Genomic DNA, 21,843 nt, shown 5'->3' on the forward strand with positions numbered 1-21,843 from the left:
AGACGGTCGAATTTATTTGATAAAATATCCGATGTGTTTTGAGCGTCCTTTCTTGGCCAAGGTCCTGATTTCATACAGCCCTTTGGCTAAATGCCCGATACGGACACGGCGGCTGTAAGGTGCCGTACTGACGATACGCCCGTACGCATCTACAACCGCTACGTAAGGGCTGTCCTGTTCAGGGATGTCCAAGGTCTGCGAGTCGTGGGGAAGGAATCGCCTTGGGAAGTCCGGTCTGCCGGACCATCCGGACGGGAGCTGTGCCGGTTCGCTTTCATTTCCGAAACGGTCTATGGCCGTTACTGCGAAACTGATGCCGTTGAGGGTGCAGAATTCCCCGTTGACGGGAAGGCTGCAAGAATCCACATTCACGGCGATAAGGTTCCGTGCGGAAGCGATGTCCACGGGAGAGGTCCGTGAAGCGTACACGTTGTATCTCACATCTTTTCCGCATCGGTTATCGACAGACGGCGACCATCGGAGCACATACGTTTGCGCTTCCCGGCTTTTGTGTAAATTTCCCGGACGTTCCGGCGGGATACTGTCCAGGCTGTTACAAGCCGATGGCAGGGCCGGGAAGGGGTAATATACGTCTTTCAGGAAATCAAACAAGCCTTTGTGGTTGTCGTTCAGATACGCGTAACGGAAGAATGCCTGCCCCCCGAGGTCTAAAGAGCGTGTGAAATACAACTCGCGGGTAATATCCTCCAACGGCCAGTCCTTTTCTTCCGGACTAAGGAAGTAGATGCCCAATCCCGGGACGACCGACCGGCCGTAGTCGTTTTCTTTCCAGTCGATAGCGAAAGGGTAGAAATGATTGCCCCGGAAGTACATCATCGGGAACAGCATGTCTTGTATTCCTTCACGCAACCAACCCTGTGCATCCTGATGTACGGCAGAGTAGGCATTCCAGTTATAGGACGGATAGCGGCTCAGGTCGCTGAACTTGCCCACGGGCGAGGAGCTGACCTTGACCCAGGGCTTGGCTGCTTTCACGGCCCGGTACATCGCCCGTACACAACGGGTCATGTTGCTGCGGCGCCAGTCTGCCTTGTTTTGCCTCTTGCCGTATTTGCGGTAAGAGGCGGCGTCGTTGAATTTCACCGCGTTTTCCGGATAACGGATATAGTCGAAATGGATGCCGTCCACGTCGTAGTTCGCTGCTATTTCACGGCAGAGGGAAGCCAGGTAGTCGGCGGTTCCCGGTTGCCCTGGGTCGAGATACCAACTGTCTCCGTGGCGTACGCAAAGTTTGGGATGGGTTTTCAGTACGGAACGTTTTCCCATGCGTGTGGCAGCGGATGCCTTGAAACAAGGTATGGCTACAAGCCACGCATGCAGCTCCATCCCTCGTTTGTGGCATTCCCGGATGGCAAAGGCCAAGGGGTCGTATCCCGGCGCACGTCCCGGGGTGCCGGTCAGGCAGCCATCCCACGGCTCTATGGCCGAAGGGTAGATGACACTTCCTCTCACCCGGGTCTGGAGCAGCACGGTGTTGATGTTCACTTCTTTGAGCCGGTCGAGTATATGGCACAGTTCATCCTGTTGTGCCTTGATGCCGGCCGGGGAGTCCGCTTTGTTTTTCGGCCAGTCCAAACTGCTGAACGTGGTCAACCACACGGCTCGGGTTTCCCGTTTTGGGGAGAAGAGTGAATCGAAACGTTGCGTGGCCATTGCTGCCAGGCAGCCGGTGACACATATATATAAGGAGAAGATATATCTTTTCATGTAGGTGTATGCAGCTTTATCAGGTGCAAAGTTAAGCTTTTCGGGGTATAAAATGAAAGTTTCGGGGACAAATGCCATGGTTTACGATACAATTTATTATTTTTGCGTGATTTAATTGATAACCTGATATGATAACATTCACTACGGCATTGGTGCTACTGGTGTTGGGCTATATCGTCTACGGTGCCTTTGTCGAAAGAGTATTCGGGGTGGATGCCTCCCGAAAGACACCTTGTTATACGATGGCCGACGGTGTGGATTATACACCGATGCCTACGTGGAAAGTCTATCTCATCCAGTTTCTGAACATTGCCGGGACGGGACCTATATTCGGTGCGATTCTGGGTATCCTTTACGGGCCGGCGGCTTATTTGTGGATTGTGTTCGGATGCATATTCGGCGGGGCGGTGCACGACTACCTGTCCGGCATGATTTCCCTGCGGAAGAACGGATCCAGTCTGCCCGAAGTGGTGGGCGACGAACTGGGGGCGGGTATCCGCCTGGTGATGCGAGTCTTTTCCCTGATTCTGATGGTCTTGGTCGGCACGGTATTTGTCACCACGCCTGCCGGGTTGTTGGCTTCCATGACCGGGGACTGGGGCGCATGGGGTTCCGCTTTGTTTTGGAGCGTTGTGATTTTCGTGTATTACGTGTTGGCTACTTTGTTGCCCATCGATACCCTTATCGGACGTATCTACCCCCTTTTCGGTGTGGCCTTGTTGTTTATGGCTGTCGGTGTGTTGATCGGCATTTTCACCCACGACGGTTGGATGCCCGAGATTACGTCGGCTTTCGAGAGCCATCATCCCGATAAGAACCTTTCCATATTTCCCATGCTTTTCATTACGATAGCCTGCGGGGCTATCAGCGGTTTTCATGCCACCCAAAGCCCGATGATGGCGCGTTGCATGAAGAACGAGAAATTGGGGCGGCGCGTGTTCTACGGTGCTATGATAACCGAGGGTGTGGTGGCTTTGATATGGGCGGCTGCGGCCATTAAGTTTGCAGGCAGTTATGAGGCGTTGGCCGAACTGATGTCACCGTCGGGAAAATCCAATCCCGCCATTGTGGTCAATGCCATTTGCCAGGATTGGATGGGGACGGCCGGTGCCGTGCTGGCGATACTCGGTGTGGTGGCGGCTCCCATAACTTCGGGCGACACGGCCTTCCGGTGCGCACGCCTGATAGCCTCCGATTTCCTGCATTATAGGCAAGACACCATTTTGCGCCGCTTGATGATTTCATTGCCTTTGTTTGTCATCGCCGCAGTGTTAATGAATATCAACTTTGATATATTGTGGCGCTATTTTGCGTGGTTTAATCAAACTTTGTCTATCTTTACGTTATGGGCGGTTACCGTATGGCTTGCGCGGAAAGGAAAGACGTTTTATGTGACCCTGTTTCCGGCATTGTTCATGACGGCTGTCTGTACGACCTATATACTGGTGGCTCCCGAAGGATTCGGGTTGTCCTACGTGCTGGGTTGCGCAGTCGGGGGAGGGGTGGCCGCACTCTTATTAGGAATGTTCATGAAATGGTATTTACAATTTAAAAAGACAAGGGTATGAAAAGAAGACGGTTCCGGAAATCCACCGTTATCTTGTTGGGATTTACTTTATATTCCGTAGCGGTGTATGCCTATTTCATCCCCCGTACGGATATGGGCAGCCGGCATATTTGGGCTACGATGGCCTTAAATGCCGTGATACTGGTGGCGTTGTGGTATCTTTACCGGCGGCGTGAAAAATTGGCGGATAAACAAGAACATGATATGAATATTAATCAAGAAAAAAGATAATATGAGAAAGTTAATGCTGTCCTTGCTGCTGATGATGGCGGCAATGGGTGCGAAGGCACAATTTGAGAAGGGGACTACGTATGTGTCGGCTTCCACCACCAGTTTGGGGTTATCCTATAGTTCCAACGAGAAGTTGAATTTCGGTTTGGAGCTGAATGGAGGTTATTTCATACAGAAGGCGTGGATGCTTTATGGAAAGTTGGGGTACGACCATACGCGTTGGACCGACCATTTCCAGATGGGAGTAGGCGGGCGTTATTATTTCACGCAAAACGGCATTTATATGGGCCTTGGTTTGCAGTATGAGCATGCCACCAAGAGCGTGAACAACGTGCAGCTATGCCCCGAGGTGGGGTATGCCTTTTTCGTGAACCGTTTCATCACGATAGAGCCGGCGGTATATTACCACATGAGCCTGAATGACTTCTCGGACGGAAGCAAGGTCGGCTTGAAGTTAGGATTAGGTTTTTATTTCTGATAAGAAATATCCGATAGGGCTGTGCCGGAAGGCTTGTATGGGTTTTCCGGCACAGTCCGTTTGGGCTTTCGGGGATGTCCGGTTTGTTCCGAGGAAAACAAGACCTGGCAAATTGTCGCGTTTGTTTCTTGTTTTATTGCAGGATGATAGCTTTTTCCTTTTTTCTGTGAAGTGAAAACCGGATATAATGGGGTGGAAAAACGCGAGTTTTGAATAAATATAAGTTTTAGGCTGCATATATGCGGCCTTTTTCTGTATATATGTATTTCAATCTCAAGAGATTGGTTTTTCGGTCTCTTGAAGAAACACTTTTTTTCTCCTCTTGTCAGTGCAGCGGTGTGTTGAAACGGAGGTGGAAAGGTCTTGTTGCGGTGGAAAAAACGAGGTTCTCTCTTCGTTTTTTCTCTTATTGTGGCCTGTTTACGGGGCAGAAACGGAAATCAGGATGTCGGCAGATACGGGGATGAAGCTTACGTGCCGTCGGCTGACGTGCGGTTCAATGACTTGTTCGTCTGTCTGCGTGTACACGAAATGCCTGTGTAAGATGTCATTGGGATAAAAGTCCGGCGTGCGAGATTTCGTTTTTTTCGTGACTGTCGGTGGCAGAAGGGATATGGATGATTCTCGCAGTGGTTGGCTTGGCATTTTGACAATTTGTAAAATGTGTAGGGAGGATTATGAAATCGCTTCCAATAATATGGGGACGTACAGGGCTTGGGAGCATGGGGCGTTTTTGGCAAATAAGTTTTCAACGGTTTTTATTTTGGTGAAAGAACACGAGTATTTTGGTCTTTATAGTTATAATCAGAAAGGTTTTGTTGTGTAAGTGCTAATAAATCGCAATCTATTCAAATATTCTTTGTAAAAAGGAAACCGAATTTATTTATTGAGCTATCAAAAAGACATAACTTTGCATTAAACAAAAGCATATTGATTGATATTTGTGGTTATAGTTATACAAAAAGAAAATTTCTACGCGCAGAATGGAGTTGGTATGTTATGTTTCATATAAAAAGGTAAGAAGTATGATGGAGAAGATTCAGAAAGCAATGGCCTTAGGGATGGCGGCAACGCTTGTTCCGGTGGCAGCAGGAGCGCAAGACAAGGTGGAAGCCTCAGTCGGGGCAGACTTGGTGAGCAGTTATATTTGGCGTGGCCAGGAATTAGGCGATGTCAGCATACAGCTTTCCGTTTCGCTTTCGTGGAAAGGCCTTTCGCTTACGGCATGGGGTTCAGCCTCTTGGGGCAGCGAATATGCCAAAGAGTTCGATTTGACTTTAGGCTATGCCATAAAAGGTTTCAGCGTGTCGGTTACCGATTACAGTTTCAGCAAGGGGACGAATTTCAAGACGGGAGCGAATATTGACGGGAAGTACTTCCATTTCGGCAGCAATTCCACGTTGCATGTCTACGAAGCGCAGGTTGGGTATGACTTCGGCTTCCTGGCCGTGGACTGGTACACGAACATCGGTGGCAACGACGGGTTGAAAGAGGATGGCAAGCGGGCTTACTCTTCTTTTTTTGCACTTTCCGCTCCTTTCCGTTTAGGCGGTTTGGATTGGAATGCCACGGTGGCGGCCGTGCCTTGGGAGACATCTTTCTATAATGGCGGTTGTTCGGGCTTTGAAGTGTCCGAGGTAGCCTTGCGGGCGGCCAAGGAGATTCGGGTAACCCAATCGTTTGCCTTGCCCTTGTTTGCCAAGGTGACATGGAACCCGGCTACGGAGAACGCCTATTTTACGGCAGGACTCAGTTTCTAAGCATAATAAAAATGTGATAATTCCTAAAGGTTGGTTTTGGACAAGGTAAGTAAGGTTGTTTGAAGGGATAACATAAAAAGAAAGAATAGGATCAGTAATATAAATGGGTTAATTATGAAAAAGATTGAAGCGATTATTCGGCGGACCAAGTTCGATGATGTGAAGGACGCCTTGTTGGCGGCAGACATCGAGTGGTTCTCGTATTATGAAGTGAGGGGCGTGGGCAAGATGCGCGAGGCGCGTATTTACCGTGGCGTGGCCTACGACACCAGTTCTATCGAGCGCATGTTGGTGTCCATCGTCGTGCGCGACAAGAACGTGGAGAAGACCGTGCAAGCCGTGATGAAGGCTGCCTATACGGGCGAAATCGGCGACGGGCGCATTTTCATCATCCCGGTGGAGGATTCCGTCCGGATCCGTACGGGGGAGCGCGGTGACATCGCGCTTTATAACGCGGAACAGGAAAAGTGAGGCGGGACGGTTTCCACCAAGGTTAAAAACTTAGTTGAATGATAAAAAAGTAAGATTATGGATACATCAGTGATATTGGATTCAGGCCACACGGCTTGGATGATAGTGGCAACCCTTTTGGTGTTTATGATGACGATTCCCGGAATCGCCTTGTTCTACGGTGGCCTTGTGCGTCAGAAAAACATGCTGAGCCTGGTGATGCAGAGCCTGGCCATAGCCGGGGTGGTCAGCATCTTGTGGGTGGCTTTCGGCTATAGCCTTGCCTTCGGCACCGGATATGAAGGCAGCGGTTTCTTTAAATACGGTATCGGGGGATTCGACAAGGTGATGTTGAACGGCATAGGTTTGGACACGCTGACAGCGACCGGCATTCCCGAAATGCTGTTCGTAATGTTCCAGTGCATGTTCGCCCTGATTACACCGGCTTTGATTCTCGGTGCGTTCGCCGAACGTGTGAGGTTTGCCGGCTTCTTGTGCTTCACGGTGTTGTGGAGCATACTGGTCTACATGCCTATGGCCCATTGGGTATGGGGCGGCGGTTTCCTGATGGAAATGGGTGCCGTGGACTTTGCCGGAGGCACGGTGGTACATATCAACGCAGGTGTGGCCGCATTGGTGATGGCACTTATGGTGGGGCGGCGTAAGGATTATAGGGCAGGCCGTCCCATCACTCCGCACAACATTCCTTTTGTCTTTTTAGGCACGGCATTGCTTTGGTTGGGTTGGTTCGGATTCAATGCCGGAAGCGGCCTGGCAGCCGACGGTCTGGCGGCCAATGCGTTTCTGGTGACGCATATCGCCACGTGCGTGGCAGCCGTCACTTGGGCGGCCATTGATTGGGCCGTCAACAAGAAATGCACTACGGTGGGGGCTTGTACGGGTGCCGTGGCGGGCTTGGTGGCCATTACTCCGGCGGCAGGTTCGGTAGACTTGTTCGGAGCGTTGTGTATCGGTTTGATAACGTCGGCAGTTTGTTTCTGGATGGTGGCTGTAGTGAAGCCCAAGTTCGGTTATGACGATGCCCTCGATGCCTTTGGCGTGCATGGGGTGGGCGGCATCATCGGGTCGGTGCTTACCGGCGTGTTTGCCACCCGTTTTGTCACTGGTGAAGATGGCGTGCAGGGTGCGCTTTACGGAGATTGGAACCAGTTGTGGATTCAGATTGCGGCCACGGTCATTTCGATGGTGTTCAGTGCGGTGATGACCTTCGTGCTGTTCAAGGTAGTGGACAAACTGGTCGGCATCCGTGTGGACAAGAGAGTGGAAGAAGAAGGGCTTGACATTTACGAACACGGTGAATCTGCCTACGATTTGTAAGGCAGGCCGTAACCGGCAAGAATAATATGGAAATCAAAATACTTAGGTGATTATGTCAGAATTAAGATTCAGGGTTGTAGAGAGTGCCTTCCATGTGAAGGCGAAAGAAGTGGCTGTTCCGACGGAACGCCCCAGTGAATATTTCGGCAAGTATGTGTTCAACCGCGAGAAGATGTTCAAGTATTTGTCCAGTACTGTATATGCGAAGTTGGTGGATGCCATGGACCATGGTGCCGCTTTGGATCGCAACATTGCCGACGAGGTGGCTTCGGGCATGAAGCGTTGGGCTACGGAATTGGGGGTGACGCATTACACCCACTGGTTCCAACCGTTGACGGAAGGCACGGCAGAGAAGCATGACGCTTTCGTGGAGCACGACGGCAAAGGCGGGATGATGGAAGAATTTTCGGGAAAGTTGCTCGTGCAGCAGGAACCCGATGCCTCGTCCTTCCCCAACGGGGGCATACGGAACACGTTCGAGGCGCGCGGCTACAGTGCTTGGGATCCCTCTTCGCCCGTATTCGTGGTAGACGACACGCTGTGCATCCCCACCGTGTTCATCGCTTATACCGGTGAGTCGCTTGACTACAAGGCTCCTTTGCTGAAGGCTTTGCGTGCGGTGGACAAGGCGGCGGTAGAGGTGTGCCATTACTTCGACCCCTCTGTGAAGAAGGTGGTTTCTTATTTGGGATGGGAGCAGGAATACTTTTTGGTGGACGAAGGCTTGTATGCCGCCCGTCCGGACTTGTTGCTGACCGGGCGTACGCTGATGGGGCATGAAGCTTCGAAGAACCAACAGTTGGAAGACCATTATTTCGGGGCCATCCCGACCCGTGTGGCCGCTTTCATGAAGGATTTGGAGATACAGGCATTGGAACTGGGCATTCCGGTGAAGACACGCCATAACGAGGTAGCGCCAAACCAGTTCGAGCTTGCTCCGATCTTCGAGGAATGCAACTTGGCTGTAGACCACAACATGCTGATCATGTCGCTGATGCGCAAGGTGGCCCGCACGCACGGATTCCGCGTGTTGCTGCATGAGAAGCCTTTCAAGGGCGTGAACGGTTCCGGTAAGCATAACAACTGGTCGTTGGGTACCGATACCGGCGTGCTGCTGATGGCTCCGGGCAAGACGGCGGAGGAGAACTTGCGTTTCATCACATTTATCGTGAACACCCTGATGGCCGTGTACCGGCACAACGGTTTGCTGAAAGCCTCCATCATGAGTGCCACCAACGCTCATCGTTTGGGAGCCAACGAGGCCCCCCCGGCTATCATTTCCTCTTTCCTCGGCACGCAGTTGAGCCGTGTGCTTGACCACCTGGAGGAGAGCACTGACGAGGAACTGGTCCTTTTGGAGGGCAAGCATGGGATGAAGTTGGACATTCCGCAGATTCCTGAGTTGTTGATAGACAACACAGACCGTAACCGTACGTCGCCTTTCGCCTTTACCGGAAACCGTTTCGAGTTCCGGGCTGTGGGTTCAGAGGCCAACTGCGCGAGCGCGATGATAGCTCTCAACACCGCTGTGGCCGAACAGCTGACGGAATTCAAGGCTGAAGTGGATGCCTTGATGGATAAAGGCGAGACCAAAGAGGCTGCCCTTATCCAGGTGATACGGAAATATATCAAAATCTGCAAGCCCATCCGTTTCGACGGGAACGGTTACAGCGATGAGTGGAAGGCCGAAGCAGAGCGGCGCGGTCTGGATTGCGAGACGAGCTGCCCCGTTATTTTCGACAACTACTTGTCGGCAGAGAGCATTGCCATGTTCGGGTCTACAGGAGTGATGACCCAAGTGGAGTTGGAAGCCCGCAATGAAGTGAAATGGGAAACCTATACCAAGAAAATCCAGATAGAAGCACGTGTGCTCGGCGATTTGGCCATGAACCATATCGTGCCTGTGGCCATCGGGTACCAAAGCAAGTTGATAGACAATGTGTACAAGATGAAGGGATTGTTCAGTGCGGAAGAAGCCGGCAAATTGTCGGCCGAGAACCTGGCCATCATCAGGGAGATTTCCGAACGCACGGCCTATATCAAGGATCACGTGGATGCGATGGTCGAGGCTCGCAAGGTGGCCAACAAGATTGAAGGCGAACGGGCAAAGGCCGTGGCCTACCATGACACCATTGCACCGATGTTGGAACAAATCCGTTACCATATCGACAAGTTGGAGTTGATTGTGGACGACCAGATGTGGCCGTTACCTAAGTATCGCGAATTGCTGTTCATTCGTTGACGGCAAGATTCTTTATTTTTTTGGAATTTAGATGGTGTAGCCGGGGTGTCGTGAGACAGTCCGGCTTTTAGGACTTAAAATAATGGAGTATGTAGAAAAGAAGACCTATTGTGGGCTGTATGCTCTTGTGGAATGAAGAATGGGGCTGTAGTGGCATTCGGAGTCTTTACATCCCACAGATGGAGACGGTCGTGAGATAGTCAAGGCGTTTGTCGATACCATTCGGTTTGGATGATTTTTTTCGCATTTACAAGGGAAATGCAAAAAAAACAAAATAGAATAAGTAAAATGGGCCGGAAAAACGTATTATGGAATAGATGGTGGATGATAAAATGGCAAACGTATGAAGAAAATTGAAGTTTGGATATGGGGATGCCTGTTAGGGGGCATGGTGGCCGCTTGCGGCGGCGGGAACGGAACGCACGGGAAGAAGCCGGACTTTACGGGGCTTGACTCGTTGATTCAAGGTTGGGTGGACAAGGGATATTATCCCGGTGCGGCCATTTGTGTAAAACAGGATACGGCGGTTTTGTTCCGCAAGTCATACGGTGCCGTATCGCCGGACACTCCCGTTTATGTGGCCTCTGCCGGAAAGTGGGTGGCCGCTGCGGTGGTGGCCGCCGTGGTAGACCGGACGGAACTGTCATGGGACGACCCTGTGGAGAAATGGCTGCCGGAGTTCAAGGGAGACCCGAAAGGCGTGATTCCCTTACGCCGGTTGTTGTCTCATACATCGGGTATCCGGCCTTATTTGCCCGAACCTCGGGTCGATAATTACAACCATTTGGATTCGGCCGTAGCGGAAATCTTGCCTTTAGATACCGTATTCACGCCCGGAACGCGGTTCGAGTATGGCGGTCTGGCCATGCAGGTGGCCGGGCGCATGGCCGAGGTGGCTGCGGGGAAGGAATTTGAAACCTTGTTTCAGGAGCTTTTAGCCGGGCCTTTACGCATGACTTGTTCCCATTTCACTCCTGTCAATACGGACGGAGGACACGCACCCATGTTGGGCGGCGGGCTGTGTACGACGTTGAATGATTATATGAACTTTTTAGACATGATTATACATGGTGGCGTTTTCGAGGGACAGCGTATTCTTGGGGAAGCCACCGTGAAAGAAATGCAGGCAGACCAAGTGGGAACAGCTAAAGTCGCTTCTGGAGAATATGTGGAGCGTGCGCTTGGACGTCATCATCAGGGCATTTACGGACTGGGCGAATGGCGTGAAATGGTGGACGAGGAGACCGGAGAGGCCTATCGTATCAGTTCGCCGGGATGGGCCGGAGCTTACCCTTGGATTAACTTGCGCGAGGGTGTCTATGGTTTCTTCATTGCCCATGTGACGGGCAGCAGTAGCAAGCCCGACGGTTTTTCCTCTTTCTACGGCAGTCCGGTGATAGCAAACATGGTTTCTGAAGAAATTTCGAAAAAAAATGGGAGGACGGTTAAGTAGTTTGCCGTTCTCAAGCGTATAAGATAATGAAAGCAGTTGGTTAATATTGAAATTAGGTTAATGTGGTTTCAGGGTATTAGGTTTGTCTGAGGTGGAAGGTTGTTTTCAGGATATTTTATTTTCTCGCTCTTTTTAGCCTGTATCCGGTGTTAATCATATTAGAAAAATAAGATAAAGGTTGGTCGTTCGTATCGTATTTTCGTATATATGATTATAGGGATGCCGGTTGTGTGGGGAGAAAAATGCTTTTTTGTCCTATTCTTGTTGGGGATTGTCCTATCATGATAAGACGCAAATGCGGTATCTTTGCCGTAGAATAAAAACTAAGGTACGAATGAAAAGACTCTTTATGCTCTCTTTGGCCGTTGCGTTCGGTTGGGGAGCCCGTGCACAAGTGACGGAACGGGAGCGTCCGTCCGATTGGAAATACTTAGTGGAAGGTGCCCGTTTTATGGACCGTTTGCAACCGATGAAAGGCGAAGTCCTGTCGGCCGACGTATGGGGAGCGGACAGTGTCCGTCCCCGTCTGGTGGATAATGGGATTGAATTGGCCGGAACGTCTTTTTGGGGTGGAAACATCTTGCGGGAGCCTGACGGGAAATACCATCTGTTTGTTTGCGGATGGCCGGAAAACTCACCTAAAGGCCACATGTTCTGGCCTAACTCTACGGTATACCATGCCGTGGGCGAACGTTTGGAGGGCCCGTATACCGTGCGCGACACGATAGGCAAAGGACACAATCCCGAAGCGTTCCGGCTGGCGGATGGCCGCGTGGTGGTCTATGTCATTGACGGGTATTATATTGCCCCTTCCGTGAAAGGGCCGTGGCAGTACCGAAGATTCACTTTCAATACGCGTAACCGCAACATCGTGGAAGGCTTGTCCAACCTGACTTTTGCGCGCAGGCCGGACGGCTCTTACCTGATGGTGTGCCGGGGCGGTGGCGTGTGGATTAGCCGCGATGGCCTTGCTCCTTACGAACAGTTGTCAGACCGTAGCGTATATCCTCCGGTGGAGGGACGGTTTGAAGACCCGGTGGTATGGCGCGATTCCCTGCAATATCATCTGATTGTCAACGATTGGTTGGGACGCATCGCCTATTACCAACGTTCCAAGGACGGGTTGCATTGGGTGACGGAACAAGGCGAAGCCTACGTGCCAGGCGTGTCCGTGCATCCGGACGGACGGGTGGAGCATTGGTTCAAGTACGAGCGTCCCAAGGTATTTCAGGACGAGTCGGGGCGTGCCGTGCAGATGAACTTTGCGGTAATCGACACCATAAAATGGGAAGACCAACCGAACGATAACCATAGTTCCAAGAATATTTGCATTCCGTTGAATCCGGGATTGCGCTTGGAAGTGCTTAACAAGGAACCTATTACGGCAGGCACGAAGGCCATAGAGGTGAGGATACGGGCGGAACAGGGATTCAACCCGCAAAAAGACATAGACGTGAGGTCCTTGCGCTTCGGGTCGTTTACCGAAGTCAATTTCGGCCGGGGCAGCAAAGTGGTCCGTACCCGTAAGGAAGGGAAGGATTTGATTGCGGTGTTCGACGGGGCGGGGAGCGGCATCGGGCCGGATGAGTTCGCGCCCAAATTGTTAGGACGCGGCAAGAAGGGCGGTTTGCTTTACGGCTATGCTTCCTTGCCTTACGTGGATTACCGTCCGGCCATGCTTTCGGCGGCTTATCCCATGTATGACAAAGAACGGCAGGCTTTGATTCTGGAAGTGAAGAACTATGGTTTGTCGGCTTCCCGTCCGTCCCGTGTGGCGGTGCAGGCTGATGGACGTACGTTGGCTGAAGGCGAAGTCGGGAAACTGTTGCCTTATGGTGTGCAGGAACTGCGGATGAAAACGGCATTTACTCCTACGGCAAAAGAATTGTCCACATTGACGGTCGTGTTTTATACCGACGGGCAGGAGACGCGGCGTGACATTTTAAGGTATTAACGAATCAAACGATATCATGAACGTATTACCGGAATATTTGTGTGCCCTGTTTCTTTGAAGTTGGTGTCTGTTATTGGGCGCGGCCCGTGCTTCCCGTGAAGTGCTGAACCTCAATCCGGATTGGAAATGTCTGTCCGGAGGCCATTCCGGGGCTGAGCAACCGGCTTACGGTGGCAGGGCGTGGGAGTCTATCAGTCTGTTTAGTATTATTTAACTGGTTGGAATAAGTCTTTTGTGGTTCTCGAACGTATTTAAGATAAAGATGAGTTGGTTTTTTCATGCACTTATTCATCGAAATTAGGTTAACAGTTAGTTTGAGGATTGGTTTTGCGTGGGGTAAGAAGGTTGTTTCTTCAGGAAAAAATGCGTGGGAACAATGAAAAGACAAATTTTATTATTAGGATTAGTTTTGATGGTATGCCGGGGGTGGGCGGCCGAATGGCAATGGTCGGTGCCCATACCCGGCATTGTTTCTGACGAGACCGGTGGGCATCCGAGGGCGTTCCTTTACATCCCGGACGATTGCCATCGGGTGAAAGCCGTCATGGTGGGCAACCATAACATGTGTGAAGAAACGTTGTTCGAGAACGAGGTTTTCCGTCGTGCCATTCGGGACATGGGACTGGCTTTGGTTTGGGTTACACCCGGGTGGGATCAAGTGTGGAATGCAGATAAGGGTACACCGGAAGCGTATTGGCGTATGTTGGAAGATTTGGCTGAGGTCAGCGGATATGCGGAACTGGCGTATGCGCCCGTCGTGCCGTTCGGCCATTCCGCCATGGCTACTTTCCCTTGGAACTTTGCCGCGTGGCATCCGGAGCGTACGTTGGCCGTGGTGTCTTACCACGGTGATGCCCCACGCACGAACCTGACCGGTTACGGACGCGACAATATAGAGTGGGGACGTACGAGGAATATCGACGGCATCCCCGGCCTGATGGTAGAGGGAGAGTATGAATGGTGGGAGGCCCGTGTCAATCCGGCCCTGGCATTCCGCATGATGTATCCCGGGAGTTGCATTTCGTTTTTGTGCGATGCGGGTCGCGGCCATTTCGATGTGTCGGACCGTACGGCGGAATATATCGCCTTGTTCGTGAAGAAGGCCATGCTGGTGCGTTTGCCGGAGGATGCTTCGGGAAGCCATGTTCCGGAGTTGAAGAAAGTGCGTCCCGAGGATGGGTGGTTGGCGGAACGTTGGCATCCCGTGCAGCCGCATCGGGCCAAGGCCGCCCCTTTTGCGAAATACAAGGGCGACGTGCATGATGCGTTCTGGTATTTCGACCGTGAGATGGCAGAACTTACGGAAGCCCGTTATGCCGAAGAACGTGGGAAGGAACTGTTATATTTGGGTGTGGAGCAGCAGGGGCGTTTGGTGGGATATGACGCAGAACGGCATGTCAAGGCCAATCCGCGTTTCATACCGGAGGCAGACGGGTTGACGTTCCGCTTGCGGCCTGTTTTCACCGATAGCCTCCGTCGCAAGGTGGTGCGTCCGGACGTGAAGGGGCATCCTTATGTCGAACGTATTTGCGGCCCGGTGAAAGTGGTGGACGATACGACATTCAAGGTGGATTTCTACCGCATGGGCACAGACAATGTGAAGCGTACGGCAGAGATGTGTCTTGTGGCTTGTTACGATGGGGACGACCGCCATAAGAGTGTGGTGCAGGAACTCACCATCCGCATTCCTTATCCTCTTAAAGAGGGTAAACGGCAATGTTTGCTCTTTCCCGGTCTGGAAGATGTCGGGGAGGGGACGGATGTGGTGTCGCTCAAGGCAGTTTCGGATTGCGGTCTTCCTGTATCTTATTATGTAAAGGAGGGACCTGCCGAGGTGGAAGGTTCGGCTTTGCGCCTGACCCGTATCCCGCCCCGTGCCAAGTTCCCGGTGAAGGTGACGGTGGTGGCCTGGCAATACGGCTTGCCCGGGCAGGTACAGACGGCCGAACCTGTGGAGCGCAGCTTTTATGTCCTCCGCCGTTGACGGGTTAAGGGGGGGCAAGGGCTATGGACTTGTTGTATTTGCCTATGTGTCATACGATTGTATGTTTTTGAATCAAAATGTAAGTGAAATAAAGATTTCAGTAAACCGGGATATAGAAATAATTTCTCTGAAAATTGTGTTTTGTGAATAATTATACGAAATATATGCAGGAAAACGCCTTTTATTCCGGAAAAATGCGAATTTCTTTCAGGCGAATGAAAAATCGTTTGGAGCAAGGTGGAAAATCATTCGGCGCAGAATGACGGGTGTGCCTTTGCCTTTTGGTGTTTGGGGAGGCTGAAAACGCCCGAAAGTATGGCTTTTTGAGGTGGAAAAACTCTATTTGGTTCGTAAAAACGTGGATAGACGAAGTGCCAAAATGTACTTCCGTTGCATCTTGTCTGCGGAAGTTTCTTGTGAACCGTATTGCATGGGCCGGTAAACAAGTCCATAAGGAACGTAAAGGGCAAATTTTGCTTTCTTCTTGACTTTTTCAATCTTCACGAGAATCCGTTATTTCCGGTTCGTCTTACGGAAAAGTGGAAATCACGGATTCTCGTGAGGCAAGGATTTACTTTTTGACATATTGTCAGTCCATTCCGGTTTGCTTGTCTTTTGACGCTTTCGCTTTGTTTTTAGACGGGCGTTCAGCTTCTTTCTTTTGCAGCCACTCTGTGGGCGTGCAATGTTCGAACTTCTTGAAGGTGGCAAAAAAAGTGGAACGTTTGAAGCCACAGGCTTCAGCGATGGCCGACACTGTGTACTGGCTGTTCTTCTCGTCTGTCACGCGGCGTTTGAATTCCTCCACTCGGTAAAGGTTGATGAAGTCGAAGAAAGTCTGTTTCAAATGTTGGTTGAGCATTTGTGACAGTTTGGCCGGAGTCGTATCTGCCATAGAGGCCAGTTCCGTGAGGCGCAGGTTGGGGTTGGTATACGGCCTTTCCTGCTCCATGCATTCCTTGATTTTTTTATAGATGGTTTTGTGTTCATTGTGGTTCATTTTGGATTTTTGGTACAAAGCCTGTGCCCGTGCTTCTTCGTACTCCTTTTTCTTCTGTTCGTCCCGTTCCTTTTGCATCCTGATTGCCCGGGAGGCTGCGATGGCCATGTCCATTTGATGTTTGCGGGAAAAGGCCTGTTTGATCCTCATGCGTTTGGTCTTGAGGACGTGGAACTGCCATGTCGCGAGGAGCAACAAGATGAACAGCAAGGTTTCCAGATAGAACAGAATGGAGGGACGCACGGAGATTTGCCATGTCGTAGCGGTCTCCTCGTGTCCGGCTAACCTGATTTTCAAGTCATGGTTGCCTAAGGATAGTCTGTTGAACAAGATGTTTTCCCCTTCCGCATAAGAACGGAAATCGCTTCCGTCTATCGAATATTCATAATACCGGCCTTGCGGATGCCCATAGTTGAGCAAGAGGGGGACGATAGCCAATGTTTGGCTGCGGAAATTCCAACCTAATCTAATTTTATACTGTGTGGACTGTAGGTGGAAATCTGACGGCGACAACGGCAAGCCGTCTACCGTGGCTTCGTTTAGTATCACTTTTCCTCTGGTCGGGCGTGTGAGCAATGTCTGGTCTTTTCGGGGAATGTAGATAAGCCCTTCGGTACAGCCAAACCAGAATGTGCCGTCTGGGGTTTCTTGGAATTCATTCCGATTGAATTTCAGTGAAGGGAGGTTATCGGTCTCGTTGAACTGGCGGTAGTGTTTCAAATCTTTTTCAAACAGGAAGAGGCCTCGGTCGGTACCAATCCAATATTTTCCCTGCCGGTTTTCCGTGACGAAGAAGATGTTGCCGACCTGTATGCGGTCGTAAAGGTCCAACGTGGTATATTCGCTCAGGTCCGATTTGGTGCGGAAAACGGAAGTCTCCGACATGGCCAATATGTCACCGTTGCGGCAAAGGTTGAAAGTCAGGTTAGCTTCGTTATTAAAATAGTTTTTAGGAAAATCTCTGGCTTGGATAGTTTGTGTAAGCGGGTCATAAATAGCCAGTTTGTCTATGCAGCCTATCCAACCTTTGCCGGTAAGGTCGAACTGTATGTCGCAGATGTATCCGTCCGGTAGTTCCGAGTTGCGGCTATGGAAGTGCTTGACGATGTTGAAATCCGTGTCGAGCACAAAAATTCCCATATTGCTGCATGCGAAGAGTAACCGGTTTTGTAAAGGCTCGATGCGACTGAAATTACCGCTTCTCAGTTTTTCGTCCTGATCCAAATGGTGCAGTTCCAAAGTTTTCGGATTGAGGGTGCATAATCCTTTTTCATAGGTGGCGATGACGAAATGTCCGCCGAAGTATTGGATATTGGTCACGATGCGTCCGCCGAGTTGTTCGGGAGTGAAATAGTGGACGATGTCCCGTGATTCCGAGATAAACCACAGTCCTTCTCTTGTGCCTATGGCTTTGTCTCCGTCGTGTATGCAAAAACTTCGTACGGTAAGCTTTCCGGTGTCGAAGTTCTTGTACCGGTAAATCTGGAAAACCGGTTGTCGGTAATAGTTGTAGCATGCACCGTCTTGGGCAAAGCCGAACCAGTTGATACCGAGTTCCGCATCGTGCCAGAAAGTATAGACGGCATTGGCCGGAAGAGGGTAGTCTGGAGTGTCTGTACGGAAAGTCCGTACGATTTGGTTCGTATGGGTGTCTATGATATAGGCTCCGTTGCCATCGGTAGAGACATAGAGCAAGCTTTTGCCATCGGAATAGAGGTCGTAAATGACCGGGCAGTCCATATTGATATAGGGACGGAATGAAGCTGTAGCCGGGTCGAAGGCAAACAAACCGTTGTTGTTTGTTCCTATGAATAGGCGTTCACCCACGCGGCAGATATTACGAAGGTATCCAGTGAATAGTTTGGGGTCTGCTTCAAACGTTTTCAGGGTCTTTTGCCGTAGGTTCAGGTGAATCAGGCGCTCGTTGCTGCAAAGCCATGCTCCTCCTTTGCCGTCGTCTGTGATGTCATTGATGCTATTTCCTTTGGAAATGATGTTGTTTCCGATTTTGATGGTTTCTGCTTTTTCTGGATTTTCGTATTGCCACAAGCCGTTTCTTGCTCCGATGAGAAGTGTGTGCCCCACTTTTCCGAATCCGTTGACATAATTGATTTGAGGACAGATATGTTCACAGGTTTGCAATGGTTGGTTGACGAGATAAAGTCCTTTGCGTGTACCGAACAGGATTTCTCCCTTTTCAGTTTCCACAATGTCTGTCACGGCATTGAACGGTTTTGGGCAGTCTATATGAAAATGTGTAAACGAACGGCCGTCGAACCGACAGATGCCGTTGAACGTACCGAACCACATCATTCCTTGGCTGTCTTTAAATATTTTGTATACCGTATAATTGGGCAAACCATCTAAATCCGTCATATAATGTATGTGATGGGGGATATTCGCCATTAATGGAATACACTTATGATACGGGAGGATGGTGGCAAAAACAAATATCAATAGATAGGTTCGGAAAACTTTCATGAATCGATTTATTTCGTTAACGTCTGCAAATTTATATTTTTAGGCGCAGGATTGCAAGTTTTGGCCTTGCAAATTAGGTGGAAAAGGCTTGAAAAAGTGGTGTTCCCCGCATGGAAGCTCATATCTGCAAGTCCGTCCAATTTTTACAGACTGCTGATTGGGGGGGTAAATATTTGTGTTTCAGTATATTATATAGTTTTTAGTCTGATAAAATCTCAATAAACGCCATGAAAAGGACAAGGGGTTGTTTTTTGATTTTCCAATCCATAATTTTGCGATGTCCAAAAGGCGAATAAATATTAAAACACATAATATCATGAAAGAGCTGAACGAAATTCCTAAAAAAGAGTTGGTGGCAGAAGCTTATGCCCTTTATCGCGAAAAGCTAGTGGCTTATGCTTATAAACGTATCCATGACATGGAGGATGCCGAAGATGCCGTGCAGGACGCATTCATCCGAATCCTGAATATGGGGGACATGGTGTGTGCCGCTACCATCCGTAATCTTGCGTTTACGGTCGTCCAGAACATTTTGGTCGACCGGCTGAGGGGACGGGTGAGAAAAGCTGAGGCCTATTCGTATATGTATGACTTCCGGTCGGAAGCCTCGGACGAGATGGAGCAGAAAATACATGCCCAAAGTCTGGTGGAGAACGAACATGTACGGATGAAGGCATTGCCATTGGCTTGCCGGAACGTGTATTACCTGAACCGTTTCAGGGAGAAGTCGGCCGAGGAGATTGCACAGCAACTCCATGTCAGCCGCCGCACGGTACAGGCGCAAATACAGAAAGGCCGTATGTTGGTTAGGGCTTATCTTAAAGCTGTCGGGGAATATTGAATCCTGAGTATGTTTTTGTATTTTTACCTTAAAAAAGAAAAGAGCCATGGATATATTGAGATTTTGTTGGTGTGCCGTGTGGGTGATAGGAACAGTGAATATATGGGGAGCACGTGTGGCCGGAGTTTGGGACGAGATTGTCTTCGGACAGCCGTCTTCCGAGCGGAGACATGGTTTTTCCGACAAGGCAACCGAGATTGTCAGAGGAGGGATGGAAGAACCGGCCCGTGTGTTGTTACCTGTGCCCGGTGAACGGGTGGAGGGTGGTAATATGACCTTCACGATGGAAGTGGATCCGGAGCGGCAGAATTACTTCACCGCCCGTTTTTGGGGTTCCGACAGTGGGAACAGCAATCTGTTGATATTGTTTTGCGAGGGAAAGCAGGTGGGTTACCGCCATTTGGGCGACTACGACGTGTTGGATATCGCCAATGAGGATTTGCCGCGTCCGGGACATTTCACTTATACCACCGTGCCCTTGCCGCTCAGCATGACGAAAGGGAAGAAGAAAATAGAATTGAGCATCCGCTCCACCGGACGTATCGCACGTTACGGAAATTCTTTCGACGCGTACCAGAAAGTAATGGAGAAACCGTCGAAGGCCATTTATAAAGGGTATACCCATACAGAGGCCTGTTTCCGGCCTTCCAAGAAAGAAATTCGGGAATTCGAGCAGGGAGAGCGCCGGGTGCGTACGGCACCGGGTGAAGAAGTCATGGAGGAAGTCAGGCAATTTGTGAACCGCCAGATATCCGGCTATATGAAGAAAACGGAAATCGACCAGGAAACCGCAGCCCTTTTGGCATACGCTTACCACGAACCTTGGACGGTGGCTTACCGGAACAAAGCCGTGGCGGAGCTGGTCATCCGTACGGCCGACCAATATTATGAACGTTTTGCCCGTGAACCCAAATCGGTTTACGACGGTTCATGGCTGACAGTTGGTCCCCTGTGCGAGGCTTTGAATGTATTCTTGCCGGAGATTCGTGAAGTGTGGGACGGGAAAATGGCCAACGGGCGTACGCGGAGGGAAAACTGGACGGACATGTTTGCCGCGTGTGTGGACTATGCCAAGACACACCGCCGTTCGTACACCAACCAAAGCATGATTGTGGATTTACATCTGTATAACGTGAACCGTATGTTGGCTGTTTTTGCACCGGAAAAGGCTCTGCCTGTCTGGCAAGCCTTGGCGTTCATTTATGAATCCATGGGCATAGCCCCGTGGTCGGGTAGTTTGTCGGCCGACGGGCTGCCTACGTGGCCGTTGGGGAAGATATATTACCAGTTTTCACAGGACGGACTGAGCAAGGAATTGGGCTACGTGGGCGGCTATGGCGAAATACTGAACTGGATGGTGCATCTTTATGAGGCTACGGGTGAACGCGGCCTGACGGACACTCGTGACCCCTTGGTTCGTGCCCAGATGTTGAAAATCCTGCATGCGCGGAGCCATTTCCGTTATCCCACGCCAGATAATGAGGGATATGCCGCCATGCGTGGCGAATCGGTCATCGGTTGGCGTGACCATGGCTATTATCCGGCAGGCATCACTTACGGTGAGCGCGGCTACCATCGTGAGGGCACGCCCATCATGGCTGCGGCCGCCACGTTGGATCCAGAAGCGGTGGCATACGCCCAACAAATGATGGAGGACAACCAGTTCTTTGCCGTGGTCAAGGAGAAGATGAAAGACCGAGGATTGAATTCCACCTATACGCTCTTGCGTTTGCCGGGCGAATATGAGCTGATTATGAAACAGCCGCGCCGTGAAGGACGTCTGCCCATGTCGGAAGGCATGCCGGACGTGCTGTTTTCGGACGAGGAAGTAGGCGTGGTGGCGTTGAAGAACGGGGATGAAATCCTATACACATCTTTGTATTGGCGGGCCAATTTCGCGGTGAACTTCTTGGCGCGTGTACACTACATCACTCCAGAATGCGACCGTGTGGCCACCGTGTTCGAAGACATCCGGTATACACCGAGCGGATATACCTACACCCGTCCCGAACGGAACAATCTCTTTTTCTCTCCCGCGCGGAATTTCTATCCCGAGGTAAAGTCGGCCCATACCGGCGAGCAGCTTCCGATAGCGAGGATACCCGATGGCGTGGAGTTTAAGCCCGGACAGGAAAGCGTCTATGCCGGAAAGGGGGATTTCTATACCTTGCGTTACGGCAAATATCTGATAGCCATGAACTGTACCCGTGACCGGACATTCGAGGTGGCGGTCCCGACGGAGGGACGGGTACATACCTTCCCCGGAAAAGAAGTCGTAAGGGATAAGGTCTTGATGGTACAGCCGTGTTCGACAACGGTACTGATAGTGGAATGAT

General features: G+C 50.7%; 15 protein-coding genes. 12 read left to right on the forward strand and 3 right to left on the reverse strand.

Annotated features, from left to right (window positions below):
• Window positions 1-12: 12 nt before the first annotated feature.
• Window positions 13-1,806: a glycoside hydrolase family 10-like protein gene (locus tag E0E47_RS16020; RefSeq protein ID WP_130894158.1), complete on the reverse strand. Its 1,794-nt coding sequence runs from the start codon at window positions 1,804-1,806 to the stop codon at window positions 13-15.
• Between the two features lie 50 nt (window positions 1,807-1,856).
• Here E0E47_RS16020 and E0E47_RS16025 point away from each other — a divergent pair, with 50 nt between their 5' ends.
• The 3 genes from E0E47_RS16025 to E0E47_RS16035 are packed head-to-tail and all read left to right on the forward strand — an operon-like array spanning window position 1,857 to window position 4,004.
• Window positions 1,857-3,296: a carbon starvation CstA family protein gene (locus E0E47_RS16025; protein ID WP_130894159.1), complete on the forward strand. Its 1,440-nt coding sequence runs from the start codon at window positions 1,857-1,859 to the stop codon at window positions 3,294-3,296.
• On the forward strand, window positions 3,293-3,526 hold the full coding sequence (locus E0E47_RS16030; protein WP_008624176.1) for a hypothetical protein: 234 nt from the start codon (window positions 3,293-3,295) through the stop codon (window positions 3,524-3,526). Before E0E47_RS16025 ends, E0E47_RS16030 begins: the two co-directional genes overlap by 4 nt.
• Window position 3,527: 1 nt before the next feature.
• Complete coding sequence (locus tag E0E47_RS16035; RefSeq protein ID WP_008624175.1) at window positions 3,528-4,004, forward strand: outer membrane beta-barrel protein; 477 nt, start codon at window positions 3,528-3,530, stop codon at window positions 4,002-4,004.
• A gap of 420 nt (window positions 4,005-4,424) precedes the next feature.
• Here E0E47_RS16035 and E0E47_RS16045 read toward each other — a convergent pair whose 3' ends face one another.
• Window positions 4,425-4,649, reverse strand: a complete 225-nt coding sequence (locus E0E47_RS16045) for a hypothetical protein (RefSeq protein WP_130894160.1) — start codon at window positions 4,647-4,649, stop codon at window positions 4,425-4,427.
• Window positions 4,650-5,029: 380 nt separating this feature from the next.
• Here E0E47_RS16045 and E0E47_RS16050 point away from each other — a divergent pair, with 380 nt between their 5' ends.
• The 7 genes from E0E47_RS16050 (at window position 5,030) to E0E47_RS16080 (ending at window position 15,185) form a co-directional block, all read left to right on the forward strand.
• Window positions 5,030-5,764: a hypothetical protein gene (locus E0E47_RS16050; protein WP_130894161.1), complete on the forward strand. Its 735-nt coding sequence runs from the start codon at window positions 5,030-5,032 to the stop codon at window positions 5,762-5,764.
• A 114-nt stretch (window positions 5,765-5,878) separates the two neighbouring features.
• A complete protein-coding gene (locus E0E47_RS16055) occupies window positions 5,879-6,235 on the forward strand; it encodes a P-II family nitrogen regulator (protein ID WP_008624169.1) in 357 nt (118 codons plus the stop codon).
• A 57-nt stretch (window positions 6,236-6,292) separates the two neighbouring features.
• The gene (locus tag E0E47_RS16060) at window positions 6,293-7,552 is read left to right on the forward strand and encodes an ammonium transporter (RefSeq protein ID WP_130894162.1); all 1,260 of its coding nucleotides are present in this window, start codon (window positions 6,293-6,295) and stop codon (window positions 7,550-7,552) included.
• Window positions 7,553-7,604: 52 nt separating this feature from the next.
• Window positions 7,605-9,794, forward strand: coding sequence for a glutamine synthetase III family protein (locus tag E0E47_RS16065; RefSeq protein WP_008624167.1), 2,190 nt, complete (start codon window positions 7,605-7,607; stop codon window positions 9,792-9,794).
• Window positions 9,795-10,137: 343 nt separating this feature from the next.
• Window positions 10,138-11,247 (forward strand): serine hydrolase domain-containing protein, encoded by a 1,110-nt coding sequence (locus E0E47_RS16070; protein WP_130894163.1) that lies wholly within the window; start codon window positions 10,138-10,140, stop codon window positions 11,245-11,247.
• A 334-nt stretch (window positions 11,248-11,581) separates the two neighbouring features.
• Entirely contained in the window at window positions 11,582-13,201 is a 1,620-nt protein-coding gene (locus tag E0E47_RS16075; protein ID WP_130894164.1) for a glycoside hydrolase family protein, read from the forward strand.
• A gap of 376 nt (window positions 13,202-13,577) precedes the next feature.
• A complete protein-coding gene (locus E0E47_RS16080; protein WP_130894165.1) occupies window positions 13,578-15,185 on the forward strand; it encodes a hypothetical protein in 1,608 nt (535 codons plus the stop codon).
• A gap of 589 nt (window positions 15,186-15,774) precedes the next feature.
• On the opposite strand, the gene E0E47_RS16085 is transcribed toward E0E47_RS16080, so the two are convergent.
• Entirely contained in the window at window positions 15,775-18,561 is a 2,787-nt protein-coding gene (locus tag E0E47_RS16085) for a two-component regulator propeller domain-containing protein (RefSeq protein WP_232038481.1), read from the reverse strand.
• 421 nt (window positions 18,562-18,982) lie between these two features.
• Between E0E47_RS16085 and E0E47_RS16090 the strand changes: the two genes are divergently transcribed.
• Complete coding sequence (locus tag E0E47_RS16090; protein ID WP_040602998.1) at window positions 18,983-19,507, forward strand: RNA polymerase sigma factor; 525 nt, start codon at window positions 18,983-18,985, stop codon at window positions 19,505-19,507.
• A 46-nt stretch (window positions 19,508-19,553) separates the two neighbouring features.
• Window positions 19,554-21,842, forward strand: a complete 2,289-nt coding sequence (locus E0E47_RS16095; RefSeq protein ID WP_130894167.1) for a hypothetical protein — start codon at window positions 19,554-19,556, stop codon at window positions 21,840-21,842.
• Window position 21,843: the final 1 nt, after the last annotated feature.

Origin of the sequence: Paraprevotella xylaniphila YIT 11841 (genome assembly GCF_900683745.1) — a bacterium.
GTDB classification, from domain to species: Bacteria; Bacteroidota; Bacteroidia; order Bacteroidales; family Bacteroidaceae; genus Paraprevotella; species Paraprevotella xylaniphila.

Bases quoted from the DNA above. Each gene is read 5' to 3' on its own strand.
- E0E47_RS16075 (WP_130894164.1), top strand. From the start codon at position 11,582: ATGAAAAGACTCTTTATGCTCTCTTTGGCCGTTGCGTTCGGTTGGGGA.
- E0E47_RS16030 (WP_008624176.1), top strand. From the start codon at position 3,293: ATGAAAAGAAGACGGTTCCGGAAATCCACCGTTATCTTGTTGGGATTT.
- E0E47_RS16090 (WP_040602998.1), top strand. From the start codon at position 18,983: ATGAAAGAGCTGAACGAAATTCCTAAAAAAGAGTTGGTGGCAGAAGCT.
- E0E47_RS16055 (WP_008624169.1), top strand. From the start codon at position 5,879: ATGAAAAAGATTGAAGCGATTATTCGGCGGACCAAGTTCGATGATGTG.
- E0E47_RS16085 (WP_232038481.1), bottom strand. From the start codon at position 18,561: ATGACGGATTTAGATGGTTTGCCCAATTATACGGTATACAAAATATTT.
- E0E47_RS16025 (WP_130894159.1), top strand. From the start codon at position 1,857: ATGATAACATTCACTACGGCATTGGTGCTACTGGTGTTGGGCTATATC.
- E0E47_RS16080 (WP_130894165.1), top strand. From the start codon at position 13,578: ATGAAAAGACAAATTTTATTATTAGGATTAGTTTTGATGGTATGCCGG.
- E0E47_RS16045 (WP_130894160.1), bottom strand. From the start codon at position 4,649: ATGCCAAGCCAACCACTGCGAGAATCATCCATATCCCTTCTGCCACCG.
- E0E47_RS16060 (WP_130894162.1), top strand. From the start codon at position 6,293: ATGGATACATCAGTGATATTGGATTCAGGCCACACGGCTTGGATGATA.
- E0E47_RS16020 (WP_130894158.1), bottom strand. From the start codon at position 1,806: ATGGCATTTGTCCCCGAAACTTTCATTTTATACCCCGAAAAGCTTAAC.
- E0E47_RS16070 (WP_130894163.1), top strand. From the start codon at position 10,138: ATGAAGAAAATTGAAGTTTGGATATGGGGATGCCTGTTAGGGGGCATG.
- E0E47_RS16065 (WP_008624167.1), top strand. From the start codon at position 7,605: ATGTCAGAATTAAGATTCAGGGTTGTAGAGAGTGCCTTCCATGTGAAG.
- E0E47_RS16050 (WP_130894161.1), top strand. From the start codon at position 5,030: ATGATGGAGAAGATTCAGAAAGCAATGGCCTTAGGGATGGCGGCAACG.
- E0E47_RS16095 (WP_130894167.1), top strand. From the start codon at position 19,554: ATGGATATATTGAGATTTTGTTGGTGTGCCGTGTGGGTGATAGGAACA.
- E0E47_RS16035 (WP_008624175.1), top strand. From the start codon at position 3,528: ATGAGAAAGTTAATGCTGTCCTTGCTGCTGATGATGGCGGCAATGGGT.